The following is a 14,300-nucleotide window of genomic DNA, read 5'->3' on the forward strand; positions in this document are numbered from 1 at the left end:
TAAACACTAAAATTCAGAGTTGCTCTCAACCAAACCCAAAAGATAAGAGGCAGTGCTTTGCATTGCCTCTTATCTTTTGGTGTAATTCAGCAAAACCCGCTACAATCATTAAAAATTGTAAAGATTTTTTGCAGTTTTCAAACAATTTTCTACCTAAGTTGCTCCCAAATCTATGACTGCCTTTGCCACTAAACTCGCTGAGTCACTTCAGCCAATTTCTGACCAATTTCAATCCCTGCATATCCCTGAACCAATTACCCATTGGGGTCATCCATTTTTTATGGGGATCGTCATTGTGGCGATGGGATCATTTGTGGCGATTTCAGGATGGCGCAGTCGCACGACTACAGATACTGAAGTTGCCAACAAGAACAAAGCTGATCATCGCAAAGTTGCGCCACTAATGACCGTATTTTTAGCCACAGGCTATACAGGCGGATTACTGTCGCTGGTGATGCAGGGTAAACCTTTGCTAGAAAGCCCCCATTTCATTACAGGCTCAGTTGTCTTGACCTTACTAGCCATCAATGGCACAATTTCGCTCACTGGATTTGGTGGTAATCAACCATTACTTCGCAATGCCCATGCCTATCTAGGCAGTGCGATCGTGGTACTTTTGGTAGCCCATGCCTTGCTAGGACTTAAACTCGGTCTTTCCATCTAAATACCAAAACACAAAATGACTATGCCATTTTGTAGTTTTATTTGTAGTTTTAAAATCCTTTAGCAACACAAGCGATAGCTAGACCAATAAAGATGAGTTGCGGCGCGAAGCGCCGCAACTCATCTTTATTGGTTTTATGTCCTAAGCAAAACTTACATTGCTATTACTGGGTTTGATTTTCAATTCACAAAAGTGTCGGCACAATTTTGTGAATTGGTATAACTTATAGAGCTAAGCACTCCTAACCGCAGATTTTTGAAAGTGTTGCGAAGCAACACTTTCAAAAATCTGTAGATGTTCATTAAGTCAAAGATATGACGCTTCGCGTCGCATCTTGAAACACAATTGCTATACAACCCTAGATCGGTTAGTATTTGCCATAACTAAGCACACTTAACCCGCGATCGCCGAATATGGAAAACTGGGAGTTTTTGCTACAACGCAAAGGTGACAAGTCCTGGTTGCCCTTAGAATCTCCAACCGTAGAGATTTTGGAAGGGCAGTACCGACTTGCTGCACGCTCTGCTTTAGCAAATGCGCTAGTTGGAATTGCGATCGCCTATCGACCTCTTGCCGATGTGAGGCATCAGCCTTTTCAACAAAAAATTGCGAAGCGCATCAGCCATGATGGGTTGCTCATCGTGATGCCTTACACCAATTTTGTGCCAGGGCTATGGCAGATCGATTGTCTGGCGACAGAAGCTGACACGGAATCTGATGCAGATTCGGCAAATACTGGTGCAAATACTAATTTAACTCCTGCGTGGAAAAAAACCGTCAAGTTTGATGTCATCCAAATCTCAGCAGAAGCAGGTTCAGAATGGCAATATAGTGACATTGAAGAAGATTTAGACAATCCCACTGAAATTCCCAATGAAGCCCATACTAATGCCTTGGGAATTATCCAAACTGAACCAACACCTCTAAGTTATAGTTCACCAATTCTCGACATTGCCGAGCAGAGATCAACGGAACTCGTTCAATCAATGTTTGAAGAATTTGCGCTCTTTAATGACGAAGATGACATTGATGAAGTAGTTGACAACGAAGTTCTAGAGTCTGAAGAGGAGCTTCCCAACGATCATCCTAATCTGTTAGAACAGTTAGAAGCATCTAGTTCAGACATTCTCACCGAAACAAGCGAACCACTTCAGCCTCGTATTTTATTACGCTTAAAACAACCTCAATATATTCTTAATGAGAACAATAGCTTCAATCTAATCGGAGAAGTCTATACTCAAGGAGAAATCGAAGTCAGTCTCAAAGATCCCCAAACCCTTGATGTCATAGTCAACCAGCGCTTTGCGATCGACAACTCTAGCGATCGTAATCCCACAACTGGCGCAATCACTTTTAATTATCAAATTATCGTACCGCCACCTTCAGAAGTTCAAGTCCTGATTGGGGATGTGCAAATCCACCCCCATCAAGACTTTCAGCAAGATATGGATTTGTTTGTAGCGCAACAGGCGATCGCTGTTTCCTATCCTGCTTCAAGAGTCCTACCTGAACTCATCAAAGAAGCTCAGAAATATTCGCCTCAAGAGAATACTTTCAATAATTCTCAACCGATAGAAACATCTATTGAGCAAACTAGTTACCCACAATTTCCACAGAGTTTTCCACAGGTAGTATCACCAACGGAAAGTCAGCCTGAGCATCTATCACCAAAACCCAAATCCGCCAATTCGCTTAGTCTCCCACCCATACCTTCTAATAGGGCTAAAGCCACTCAGGGAAAAGAATTAGAGCCACAAAAGCCCACCAATGCTTTATCATTACCACCTTTACCATCTGGACAAAATAAAGCTGGAAATCAAGATTTGAATCTGATAAATCCAGACATAGACGATGCAAATTCTCAAAGTTTTCCACAGGTAGAAGTAGGTGATATTCAGACAACTGAGCCAGAGTTTCAACTGACAAATATTGGTGATTTAGCTGATATCGATCGCCAAAATCCATTAGTCCATGAAGAAGAGCCAGAACTACTTTACAGTTTTGAAGAAGAACTTCCCCCAAACTACGAAGCATTACTCGAACAACCACGTCTAGAAACCTTACAATTACCCAGTAATCAACTACCACCTCCTAACACTCAACGTTCCCGCAATCCCAACAATCGCTTTCTTAATAAGCTCCAAACCTTATCTGCTGAGGCGATCGCTGCCCAGAAAGCCAACCAACGTACAGAAGAACTATTACTAGATCCATTTGCGCCCAGAGATCCATTACTGGCATCTGACGGAGCCAGTGATTCAAGTAATGTATCCATCGATCTCGATAACCCCGAACAAACTCCTCTCACGATCGCCGAAGCGACTAGTCTTGCCAAACTCGATCTTGAACTTGATGTCGAACTTGATCGGTTACTCACCTCCGATCCAAACCTCATTTTAAATGAATATGTTTGGGAAGAATCGGTTGATCCTAATAGCTTTCCCGTTAGCACTGTAACCAGCCATAACTCTACTGCCTCCACTTTGTCGGAGACCGCCCAGACTATCCGCAATATCCAAGAATCTACCCCACAGGCTCTATCAGATCAAGAACCCATTCCCATCCCTGAGATCATTGTTCCCGCAGGTGAGATTCTCTCAGGAACGCCGATGCAAATAACGGTGCGCTTACCTGCGATCGCCCCTAAGTTCTTCGTGAAGTTCTGGATTAAAGATTTGCAAACCCGCATGATTGTCGATGGACCACGTTGGTTATTAGATTTTAGTAAGGTTCCTAATGCTGAGTTTATCGAAACCCGTACTAATATATCGATTCCCCTCAGTAGCATTGATGTTGCCTTTGAAGCGATCGCGATCGAAGCCCAAACTCAACGAGAAAGCCATAAAGTAAGAGTGACTCGCGCTGTTACGCCCCCAAATTTAGCCCAAGATTTTGACGAATAAAAACACAAAATGGCTACGCCATTTTGTGTTTTCAAAACCATTATCTGGGTTTGTTTTTTAATTCACAAAAGTGTTGCTATACTTTCGTGAATTGGTATAACTCCCAAAGAAAAAGGCGGTGCAAAGCACCGCCTTTTTCTTTGGGGTTTAAGGTTGACTTTGCAACCAATAATAGGTCGCCATTGGTAACAGTGTCGCCAAAATCAGCAAAATAATTACCACCACATTTGATGAACTAGCCTCAGTTTCTTCTCTAGTAGCATAGTTACTTGTCTCAGTCTCTTCTACTGCTAATAGAGGCGCACCAGGATCAGGATTACCCTTCAAAACTGTTTCTAGCCTTGCGATTCCCTCATTGACAGCTTGGTTATAGTTTGCCTTACGTGCAGGATAGAGCATGGTTTCATCAGCAATACTATTGGCAATGCTATCAGGTAGAACTTCCTTAACCTTTGCACCAGTTTGAATCGCTGTGCGGTGATCTTCTGTTGCCATAAATAGCAATACTTGATTTGCCTTTGCTTCCTCGGTAGGGAACCACTTATCAAATAGTTCCGAGGTAAACTCTGATGCAGGTTGACCTAAATCAATGCGACGAATTGCCACCACATGCACTTCAATCCCTGTTAATTCTGCTAGTTTTTCAGCTTTGCTAGCGATCGCCCCTTTAGTCGAAGCACTTAGTACCTCAGAGTCATCAATTATCCAAGTCTGTTCGGTCAGAGACTTAATCTCATCTAAGTCGGGAATATCTGATACCTGTAAAGCTAGAGCCGTACCTATACATAAGTTAAAGCTAATTAGTAAAGCGATCGCCCCAAAACATAGGCGACTCAACAAATTTTTAATCACAATTTTAATCACAATTTTCAAACCTATATTAAAAACTAAATTTAAAACTTAATCAGACAATTTCACTTTTCATCACTATATCAAGCCCCAAGGAATCGTAAAGAAATCATAGAGAAAATTTGGCGATCGCCTTTAGGCGAAGCGAGCAATCATGATTAAATTTTAACTAAAATTTCAGGTCTATTAAGGCGGGATCAGCAGATCAAAATTACTAATCAAGTGGCAACTTCCAAAATTATGAAACTAGCAAAAGCAGCTTTACTCTTCATAAATTCTGGTTATTTAAGTATTATTAAGATTCTAGAGGTAAATTTCAAAAGAGTTTTTTGCAAACATTTTGGATCTTGATCTGTTGATAAATCTAATTATTTGTTTTCTGCCTGTGGAAAACCTGTGGATAACCATCATCTTTCTGTGGAAAAGTAGTTAATATCTGGGGAAAACTTTTGAATAAATGTGGAAAACTTTTACTAGGTATTTATACTCTGTGGAAAACTAGCCACTTTATCCACAGGTTTTTCCACAGGCAAAAAACGCTGTAAGTACTGTTAAATATAGTTTTTTAAGAGTTTTCCACATTTTCCACAGCCCCTACTACTACTATTTAATATTTTTATTCTTTAAAACAGTAATTATTAGATCGAATGAAAAAATAACGAAATTTAAAATTTGATTTTGATCGTGCAAAAAATTACAACGGTGGTATGATTGGCTTCCACAAATCAAAAAAATAAAAACTAAAAAACTTTTCAACAAAAGTTTTTTTTGAAAATCCTGTTTTAAAGCCTTCTCCCAAAAAATATCGACAAAGTAACTTTAAACACATATTTCGTTTTTTGCAGAAATCTTAGAAAATCCTCAAATTTTGCATCATCTTCAAATTTCATCATCGAACTGCCCTCTGCTTTTCAACAGCTAACTCCGTAGCTAATTGGTCGCAATAAACCTTTTGCAAATTTTCAATCTCACCACTCAGTTTAGAAATTTTCCTGCCAAACTATGCGACTAGTCTGTCCCCAAAACCAACTCGCTGCTAATCTTGCCCTTGTCGGTCGTGCAGTTGCTTCTCGTCCCACTCACCCGATTTTGGCAAATATTCGTCTAGACGCTGACGGCTCTAATCAAAGCCTTGGTATGACGGCTTTTGATCTCAATCTAGGTATTCAGGTGTCTTTTCCTGCTCAAGTCGTCGAGGCGGGATCGATTACCCTACCTGCAAAGTTACTCAACGACATTGTGTCGCGGTTGCCCGATGAAGACATCACTATCAGCGTGGACAAGGACAACACGATGGTATCGATCGTCTGTGGTTCAGGTCGCTACCAAATGCATGGCTTGCCTGTAGAAGAGTTTCCTGAGCTACCTCAAATTGGTGAAGATGGCGAGACGACCTATCTGCCAGTTGAGTCGATGTTGAGTGGGCTTGCCTCAACTCTGTTTGCAACTTCGGCTGACGAAACTAAGCGGATTCTGACGGGGGTACATCTAACGGCAAGTGCCGATCGCTTAGAGTTTGCTGCTACTGATGGGCATCGTTTGTCTGTGTTACAGACAGGATTTTTAGATGCAGATGAGCCTCCTGTGACAGGAGATACGGTGACGACAAATCTGGAAGTGACGATTCCTGCTAGAGCCTTACGGGAACTAGAACGAATGCTCAATCAACAGACCGAGGGAGCGATCGCGGTTAAGTTTGATCGGGCTAATATGATTTTTCAAAGTGCCAATCAAATCTTAATTTCTCGCCTTTTAGATGGTACTTATCCTAACTACCGCCAATTGATTCCTAGTCGCTTTGATCGTCAGGTGACCTTAGAGCGTAAATTGTTTTTATCAGCTTTAGAGCGCATTGCTGTATTGGCTGATCAAAAAAACAACATTGTCAAAATCTCCATTGATTCTACTGGTCAAGAAGTTTCTCTCTCAGTCGAGGCTCCTGATGTAGCGGCAGGGCGTGAGTCTCTACCTGCTCAAATTTCGGGTGAAGATGTAGAAATCGCCTTTAATGTTAAATATCTACTGGATGGCTTAAAGGCTTTGCCCAGTAATGAAATTCAAATTCAGATGAATAACCCAACTAGCCCAGCTGTGCTTGTACCGATTGGCGCAAGCAAAATGACTTATCTTCTTATGCCTGTGCAAATTCGTAACTAGACAAGCCTTAAAATAAAAGCGGTGCAATGCGCCGCTTTTATTTTATTCGGTTTTATTCAATAGCGACTGCTATATCTCAGAGAAAAATCCTGTAAACTTAGTTGAAGTATGGATTTCTTACCACCGCCTTCAACTCAACTGCCACCTAGCACCTATGCTGAGGTGAGACAGGCTAGCTCTAGCCAAACGTTGTCATTACCGCCAACGTTGCCTAGTCGTGTTGCTAAACTACCTGCCGCTGAACTGCCGATAGAGGTGAGAGCGCAGCTACAGATTCTTTTAGAAACATTGCCTGATCCTAAGGCGATCGCTCAACAATTCAAAGCCGATCTGCTGGCTCAAGCAGGTCCTATCAAGCCAAATAGTCTACCTAAACCCAAGCCTAACGATAAACCGCGCCCACCCTTGCCGCCGCGTGTAGGTGAAAAGTTAAATGTAGTCAGCGATCGCCAAGAATATGACATCAACACGCAGGTATTTGTCGCTGAAGGCAATGTCGTAATTAATTACAAAAAATCCGAACTCAAAGCCGATCGCGTGCAGTTAAATACCAAAACGCAAGAAGTTGTTGCCGAAGGTAATGTATTTTTTACACGCGGCGATCAGAAGATCCGTGGTTCCAAGCTTACTTATAATTACGGCAATGTTAAGGGCGAACTCCTGAATGCATCAGGGGCTGTTGACCTTGGCACTTTAAATAGCTCAGAAGTATCGCGATCGCCTGCACAAACTGCCCCTAACTCAATTACGGTATCCGTAGCTGGTACGGGGGACACATCGGAAGGGCAAGTACGCCGCCTTGGGTTTATTGCCGATCGCTTAATTCTGGATGGGGATACTTGGACTGCTGAAAACTTGCGCGTTACTAACGATCCTTTTACGCCACCTGAACTGGAACTGATCACTAGTAAGGCTACTCTCACCCCGATTTCTCCCACCCAAAACCGTCTCGATTTAGAATCCCCTCGCATTGTTTTTGATCAAGGATTCTCTCTACCATTACCTGTCAATAGCATTACTCTTGATCGCTTTCAGCGTTTTGCTCCTGCCCTAGTAGGGTTTGATCGGCGCGATCGCGATGGTGTTTTTTATCAACAGAGCTTTGATGTGATTACTCAACCCAACTTGAGTTTTCAATTGTCACCGCAATTGCTCCTACAACGCGCTTTTTCCAGTCAGAATGGATTTTCGGGTTTTGATATTATTGGTGTTGTCGCAACTTTAAATGGAGCCTTTGATGATGGGTCAAGTTTATCGGCAAGAGCCAGTTTCTCAGGGTTAGATTTTTCGAGAATAGACTCTTTGTTGCGATTTAATGCGACCTATCAGATGCCTGTGTTTGGCAACCATACTTTGCTTTCACAATATGCCTTTCGCGATCGCGTTTTCAATGGTTCGCTAGGCTTTCAAGATGTAAATAACATTTTGGGAACAACCTTGTTATCTCCTAACTATGTGCTTGGAGATTCCAATATTTCTTTGAGCTATCAAATTTCTGCTCAGTTAGTTGGCGCAGTCCGTGATGATGTCCAACCTACCACGGTTGGTTCATTAGTTCGTCTGCAAAGTGCGGCTCTGCTAAGTCGGACATTTCCCTTGTGGCGAGGTGAGTCATTACCTGCCGAAAAAGAGACAGGATTACGATTTTCGCCTAAACCAGTTGTGCCGAGACTGGATGCCTATTTGTCAGCCCAAGGCGTAAATTCTTTCTATTCTAATGGAACGAATCAGGCTGTTGTATATGGAACTGTGGGTTTAGCTGCGGAAGTGGGACATTTTGCCAAGGACTTTCTTGACTATACAGGTTTATCTCTAAGCTATACCCAAGCTTTTTCTAGTGGTAAATCACCATTCTTATTTGATCGTGTTGCTGATAATCGATCGCTGACAGCAGGAATAGTTCAGCAAATCTATGGACCAATTCGCCTTGGTATTCAGCAAAGTTGGAGCTTAGATAGTGGCAATTTATTTGACTCTGTGTATTCCTTAGAATATGCAAGACGGACTTACTCTGTATTGGTTCGGTATAATCCTAATCAAGGCTTAGGGGAATTTCTGATTCGGATTAGTGACTTTAACTGGACACGCCCACCTTCTAATGTGACAACTGTTCAAAATGGAATAGAACAGCGAAACTAAAAGAGGCGGCGCTTTGCGCCGCCTCTTTTAGAAACCATTTAAGAATTACTTTCTGCGGTCAAAAACTCTAAGAGATCCCCCTCAATCCCCCTTAAAAAGGGGGAAGAATTTGGATTCTCCCCCCTTTTTAAGGGGGGCTGGGGGGGATCTAGAGCAATTCTTAAATAGGTTCTTAGTTTAAGCAGGAATGAATTTAAGAGAAACTCCATTCATGCAGTAGCGTTGTCCTGTGGGTTTGGGACCATCATCAAAGACATGCCCTAAATGTCCACCGCATCGACTGCAATGTACTTCAATACGTTTCATGAATAAGGAATTATCCACAGTAGTGCCGATCGCGCCTTCAATGGGCTGAAAAAAGCTCGGCCAGCCTGTACGGCTATTGAATTTAGTATCAGATGTGAATAATGGTAGATCACAGCCAGCACAGTGATAAGTACCCTTGCTATATTCTTTATCTAGAGGACTGCTAAATGAACGCTCAGTGCCATGTTTTCGTAAAACACGAAACTGCTCTGGGGTAAGAATTTGCTTCCATTCATCTTCGGTTTTCATAATTTGATATTTCTTAGTTGCTTTAGTTAAGTCTACGGCGATCGCGGAGTCTGTGGATGTGGAATCTAGGGATTGCGATCGCCAAAATTGGAATAGCCATGAACTACCAATAATGGTAGATCCAGCGAGTAAGAGATCTCTTTTTGTCATTGTTAACGTTCCAAATGGGTATGGCGAATCACTTTGTGCTAACCAGTCCACAAAAGTGTCGTCACGCTTTTGTGAACTGGTATATTTCCATCGAAGTAGGTCAGCATAATTAAAAAACTGAAACCAGAGATTGTTCCGCCCGCTACGCGGGCGGAACAATCTTCTCGGTTTTTAGTTTGCTTATACTTACGAAGATCGAGAGCTTTGTGGATGTGGAATCTGTGATTTGCGATGAATGGCGATCGCCCTGAAGGTATGCCTAAAAAGTTAAAGCTGTAGCAGTTACTACGATTTACAATCTAGATTATAATTGTAACAATACTTAAAGCTGAGAAATCACTTCAAACTTTAAAAGGTTAAACAACAATGGCATTTGAACTCCCACCTTTACCCTACGCCCAAGATGCTCTCGCAGCTTCGGGTATGTCTGCTGAGACCCTATCATTTCACTATGGTAAGCACCATAAGGCTTATGTTGATAACCTCAACAACCTGATTAAAGATACTGATCTTGCTGACAAATCCTTAGAAGAAATCATCAAGATTAGTTACAAAGAAGGCAAAGCGGGAATCTTTAATAACGCTGCTCAAGTTTGGAATCATACTTTCTACTGGAATGGCATTAAGCCTGCTGGTGGTGGCGCTCCTACTGGTGCTTTGTTAGAAGCAATCAATGCTAGTTTTGGTAGCTTGGATAACTTTAAGACCGAATTTAAAAATGCTGGTGCAACTCAATTTGGTAGCGGTTGGGCATGGCTCGTTGCTGAAGGTGGCACTCTAAAAATCACCAAAACCCCTAATGCTGAAAATCCTCTAATTCATGAAGGTCAAGTACCTTTGTTGACAATGGATGTTTGGGAACATGCTTATTACCTCGACTTCCAAAATAGCCGTCCTAACTTCATGGCTAACTTTGTCGAAAAATTGATCAACTGGGATTTTGTCGCTGCTAATTTCGCGGCTGTCTAGTTGTAAACAGCGCATAGCGCTATTTTAAAAAGAGAAGCATTGCTAAGCAATGCTTCTCTTTTTGTTTGGAAATTTCTAGTCTGGAGTTTCGTAATTTAGGCGATATTAGCGTTTTTACTTTTTGTCTGAAGATGGGCGATCGAGAATGACGCGAATCAGGACGGCAAGAGCGAGAATTGTGCCGACAGTTGGGCTATTTATTAGAGCAGGAATTGTATTGGATGCATCTATGGGTGTTGTTGAAGGTACAGATTCGATCGCAGTTTGTTTGTTAGCAGGTGTATTGGTTTGGGCGATCGCTTGAGTTGTGACTTGCTTTTGAACTGACATAATTTTTTGCTCCGAATTAAACTATGCCAACACTATGAAATATGGCTGCTTGACTGACTTTGCGTGACTTGCGTGACTTGCGTGCTTTTACGGTTAGAGATTAAGATCTCCGACTTTTTTTGTGCGATCGAAGGGAATCTGCAAGTTCACAGAAAAAGTCGGAGATCTGCGCTGTTAGAGGTTGCCTGTGCTTGAGTAATCTTTGTTTTCATAGTCAAATTTTTGCGTGACTTGAAAAAATGCCAAAATAGTTTTTAATCAGGTGAGGGTTACAAATGAGCAGATCGCTAAGGGCTTCTGAGGAGGGTATTAAGCAGATTAAATCAGCGATGAAGTCAGGTGGTTTTACGCAAAAGGCGCTTGCTGAGGCTCTGGGAATTTCGCGATCAACGATTACAGTGTTGTTTCGAGGAGAGGCGATTGATCGATCAAATTTTGAGGAGTTGTGCAAATTTCTAGAATTGGATTGGCGCGATATAAGGGGTGAAGATGTTGTTAATGATGGCTTAGATCGCCTAGTTCAAGAGGTGAAGCAAAAAATCGCGGCAGATGTGACGGAGCGTTGTGGGACGATGCGGGTGTTGGATATGACGCAACCTATCGATTTGGATCGGATTTATACTGATGTGAATATTCTTGAAAAAATTTCTGGTGAGGATCGTATAGATTGTGACGATGTTTTACAAATTGGAAGTAGAGAAAACTTTGAACACTGGATGATGGGTAAGATTCAGCATCGTATTACTGGCTTAAAGGCGATCGAGAAGCATCAAAAGCTTATGGTGTTGGGTAAACCAGGGGCAGGGAAAACAACATTTATGAAATATTTGGCAATGTCTTGTCTTAGAGGTAAGTTTTATGGAGAACTTGTTCCGATATTTGTGACCCTAAAAGCTTATGCAGAAGAAGATGGAAAACCATCTTTACAAGATTATATTTTGGGGGAATTCCGAAAACGTAAAACTAGTCCAATGACGTTAGTAAGATTGTTAGAAGAAGGTAAAGCATTAATCTTGTTGGATGGTTTAGATGAGGTCAAGAAAGAAGATGATCAACGTATCAAGAGAGATATTGATAAATTTTCGAGAGATTGGCTTCAGAATCGCTTTGCGATCACTTGTCGGATTGCAGCGAGAGAATATCAGTTTGAGAAGTTCACGGAGGTGGAGGTTGCTGATTTTGATCAGCAGCAGATTGAAACCTTTGTTAATAATTGGTTTCTCGGGAAAGATGAGCCAAAAGCAGAACGTTTGTTAGAAAGGTTACAGGGTAAGAAACCTGTTAAGGAATTAGCTAAAAGCCCTTTATTGCTGACTTTGTTATGTTTAGTGTTTGGAGAGCGTAATGACTTACCACCAAAGCGTTCAGAGCTATATAAAGAAGGTTTGGAAGTATTGATGAAAAAGTGGGATGCAAAGCGCAACATTGAACGGGAACAAATTTATAAATTGCTTTCACCACAAAATAAGGAGGATATGCTAGGGCAAATTGCCTTTAATACCTTTATAAATGGTGAATATTTCTTTAGGAAAGAGGATTTGCAAAGACAAATTAAGGACTATATCTGCAATCTCCCTGAAGCTTCTACAGAACCTGATGTGTTGCGGCTGGATAGTGAGGTGGTGTTAAAGGCAATCGAGCATCATCATGGATTGGTAGTAGAACGGGCAAGAAATATTTATTCTTTTTCCCATTTAACCTTTCAGGAATATTTTACAGCGCGGGAAATTGAGAGGGAAAGATATTTTGAAAGATTGATAGAGAATATTTCTAATCCAAGATGGATGGAAATTTTTTATCTGACTGCTGAAATGTTGAGGCGATCAGATGACTTTTTGAAAATGATGAAGGATCGCATTGATGAAATGTTGGCATATGATGAGACATTACAAGCATTTCTGGAATGGGTAAATCAGAAAACAAATTCTGTGGAATTTAGTTATAAGACTGTCTCTGTTAGAGCTTTTTATGCACATGTTGAAACCCCTGTCCGCGCCCGCGCCCGTACCCTCGACCTTGTGCGGGCCCTCGACCTTGACCTTGCTCGCGCCCTCGACCACGCCCGCGCCCAAGAACGAGACCACAGACTTATACGCGACCGAGGACTCGCCCCTGCTTCTGACCGAGAACTCGACCGAGAACTCGCCCTCGACCGAGAACTTGTTCATGCCCGCGCCCTCGTCCTTGATCGAAATCTAAATCAAGAACGAGGACAAGATCGCTTCGTTGACCTCGCTCTTGACTTCATTCTCGCTCTCGCCCGTGCCCGCGCCATTGCTCGCTCATCTGAACTTGCAGATGATGTATTACGTCAATCACTGCAATCACTGCAATTTCAGATACCTAGTAAACGAGAAGATATATATCAATGGTGGAAAAAACATGGAGAGGAACTAAGTAATAAATTGCGTCAGGTATGTATTGATCGCCGCAATATCAGTCACGATTGGCAATTTAGTGATGAGAAAGTAGAACTTCTCAATCAATATTACTCAGCCAATCTCCTTCTTCTCGAGATCATGAACCGTAGCTACGTCAGCAAACAAGTCCGCGAAGAAATTGAATCAACGATGCTGTTGCCAAGTAAAAAGTAGAAAGGAAAAAAATTCTTTTTTTGATTCTTGGTTTGTAGGTTAAATTATTAGCGATTCTTTAACAACCCCAATTTTTACTTTTACCCTTTACCTTTTTACTTTGTTTGACCAACCTTTACCCCGCGATCCCAGAACAGGACTACCAATTCCCGACTCTCCCTATCCACATACTCAAATTGGTTCACGCACCAGTCGGCGTACAGGAGACACATATCGCCAAGCCAGAGAATTTGGCTATGATGGCGAAATTATTAGAGACATTGATTTTACCAATCATCGTCGTGCTGACCATACCAATCCCCATCAACATCGCTATAATCAAGTTACAGGAAAGCGACAGTCTGCCGAACCACTATAGCTTTTCAGGAAAATAAAAATGTCTAATGTAATTGAAATCAAATATCAGGATAACCAAGGCGCATCAACCATTGAACTGATAGACCTATTAAACCTGATTGCACAGGACAAACAAAAACTTGTCTGGTCAATTTTAGATCTCGAAGCGATCGGCGACATCAGCACGATTTGGGAAAGAGGCATCCTAGATTTAGAAGAGAATATCAAAGACTTACCACAAGGATTAATCTTGAGTTGGCAGATGCTAGTTCTATTAGTCAGAAAATTTGATCAAGTAATTAATACCGTCATCGTTGGTTGTCAAGAAGTATCTCGAATCCCCTCTTTAAAACCAGATATAGATCTTGATGCACCTTGCGAAATCGTTTTAGAACTAATTGATAGTTCTGTTTGGCGCATTTATTCTAAAGACGAAAGATTATTGCAGCACCTACAGCATGAATTTACCAACGTTCGACAAGTAGAAGCGATCGCCGAAGTTTTATACTAGCGATCTCGCACCTAAAATCATTTTTAAAATTTTCTTTTCTTTCCGATCGCACTGTAGATATGCTGATAGGCGATCGCAGTCCACAAACACCATCATCATAAAATCTAGCTGTTTGCTTAATATTGCGTCATAATGGGGGGTAA

At 41.7% G+C, this 14,300-nt stretch carries 11 protein-coding genes; 8 read left to right on the forward strand and 3 right to left on the reverse strand.

Annotated elements, in window-relative coordinates:
• The first annotated feature begins 172 nt into the window (after positions 1-172).
• Both ABM313_RS19165 and ABM313_RS19170 read left to right on the forward strand, forming a co-directional pair.
• Positions 173-664, forward strand: coding sequence for a DUF4079 domain-containing protein (locus ABM313_RS19165; RefSeq protein WP_434684738.1), 492 nt, complete (start codon positions 173-175; stop codon positions 662-664).
• Positions 665-1,077: 413 nt separating this feature from the next.
• Entirely contained in the window at positions 1,078-3,567 is a 2,490-nt protein-coding gene (locus tag ABM313_RS19170; RefSeq protein ID WP_434684739.1) for a hypothetical protein, read from the forward strand.
• Between the two features lie 147 nt (positions 3,568-3,714).
• Here ABM313_RS19170 and psb32 read toward each other — a convergent pair whose 3' ends face one another.
• Complete coding sequence (gene psb32, locus ABM313_RS19175; RefSeq protein WP_434684741.1) at positions 3,715-4,419, reverse strand: photosystem II repair protein Psb32; 705 nt, start codon at positions 4,417-4,419, stop codon at positions 3,715-3,717.
• Between the two features lie 999 nt (positions 4,420-5,418).
• Between psb32 and dnaN the strand changes: the two genes are divergently transcribed.
• Positions 5,419-6,573: a DNA polymerase III subunit beta gene (gene dnaN, locus ABM313_RS19180; protein ID WP_434684743.1), complete on the forward strand. Its 1,155-nt coding sequence runs from the start codon at positions 5,419-5,421 to the stop codon at positions 6,571-6,573.
• A gap of 108 nt (positions 6,574-6,681) precedes the next feature.
• Positions 6,682-8,712 carry a DUF3769 domain-containing protein gene (locus tag ABM313_RS19185; RefSeq protein WP_434684744.1) on the forward strand — a complete coding sequence of 677 codons (2,031 nt, stop codon included), beginning with the start codon at positions 6,682-6,684 and terminating at the stop codon, positions 8,710-8,712.
• A gap of 177 nt (positions 8,713-8,889) precedes the next feature.
• On the opposite strand, the gene msrB is transcribed toward ABM313_RS19185, so the two are convergent.
• A complete protein-coding gene (msrB, locus tag ABM313_RS19190) occupies positions 8,890-9,417 on the reverse strand; it encodes a peptide-methionine (R)-S-oxide reductase MsrB (protein ID WP_434684745.1) in 528 nt (175 codons plus the stop codon).
• 366 nt (positions 9,418-9,783) lie between these two features.
• On the opposite strand from msrB, the gene ABM313_RS19195 reads away from it, so the two are divergent.
• Complete coding sequence (locus ABM313_RS19195) at positions 9,784-10,386, forward strand: superoxide dismutase (protein WP_434684747.1); 603 nt, start codon at positions 9,784-9,786, stop codon at positions 10,384-10,386.
• A 114-nt stretch (positions 10,387-10,500) separates the two neighbouring features.
• Here the strand turns inward: ABM313_RS19195 and ABM313_RS19200 are convergent, their stop codons facing one another.
• Entirely contained in the window at positions 10,501-10,716 is a 216-nt protein-coding gene (locus ABM313_RS19200) for a hypothetical protein (protein ID WP_434684748.1), read from the reverse strand.
• Between the two features lie 275 nt (positions 10,717-10,991).
• On the opposite strand from ABM313_RS19200, the gene ABM313_RS19205 reads away from it, so the two are divergent.
• The 3 genes from ABM313_RS19205 to ABM313_RS19215 all read left to right on the forward strand — a co-directional run bounded on the left by ABM313_RS19205 (position 10,992) and on the right by ABM313_RS19215 (position 14,157).
• Positions 10,992-13,310 (forward strand): NACHT C-terminal helical domain 2-containing protein, encoded by a 2,319-nt coding sequence (locus ABM313_RS19205; protein WP_434684749.1) that lies wholly within the window; start codon positions 10,992-10,994, stop codon positions 13,308-13,310.
• Between the two features lie 100 nt (positions 13,311-13,410).
• Complete coding sequence (locus ABM313_RS19210) at positions 13,411-13,668, forward strand: hypothetical protein (RefSeq protein ID WP_434684750.1); 258 nt, start codon at positions 13,411-13,413, stop codon at positions 13,666-13,668.
• Between the two features lie 18 nt (positions 13,669-13,686).
• Positions 13,687-14,157, forward strand: a complete 471-nt coding sequence (locus ABM313_RS19215) for a hypothetical protein (RefSeq protein WP_434684751.1) — start codon at positions 13,687-13,689, stop codon at positions 14,155-14,157.
• Positions 14,158-14,300 lie beyond the last annotated feature (143 nt).

Origin of the sequence: Pseudanabaena minima str. Chao 2107 (genome assembly GCF_051131155.1) — a bacterium.
GTDB classification, from domain to species: Bacteria; Cyanobacteriota; Cyanobacteriia; order Pseudanabaenales; family Pseudanabaenaceae; genus Pseudanabaena; species Pseudanabaena minima.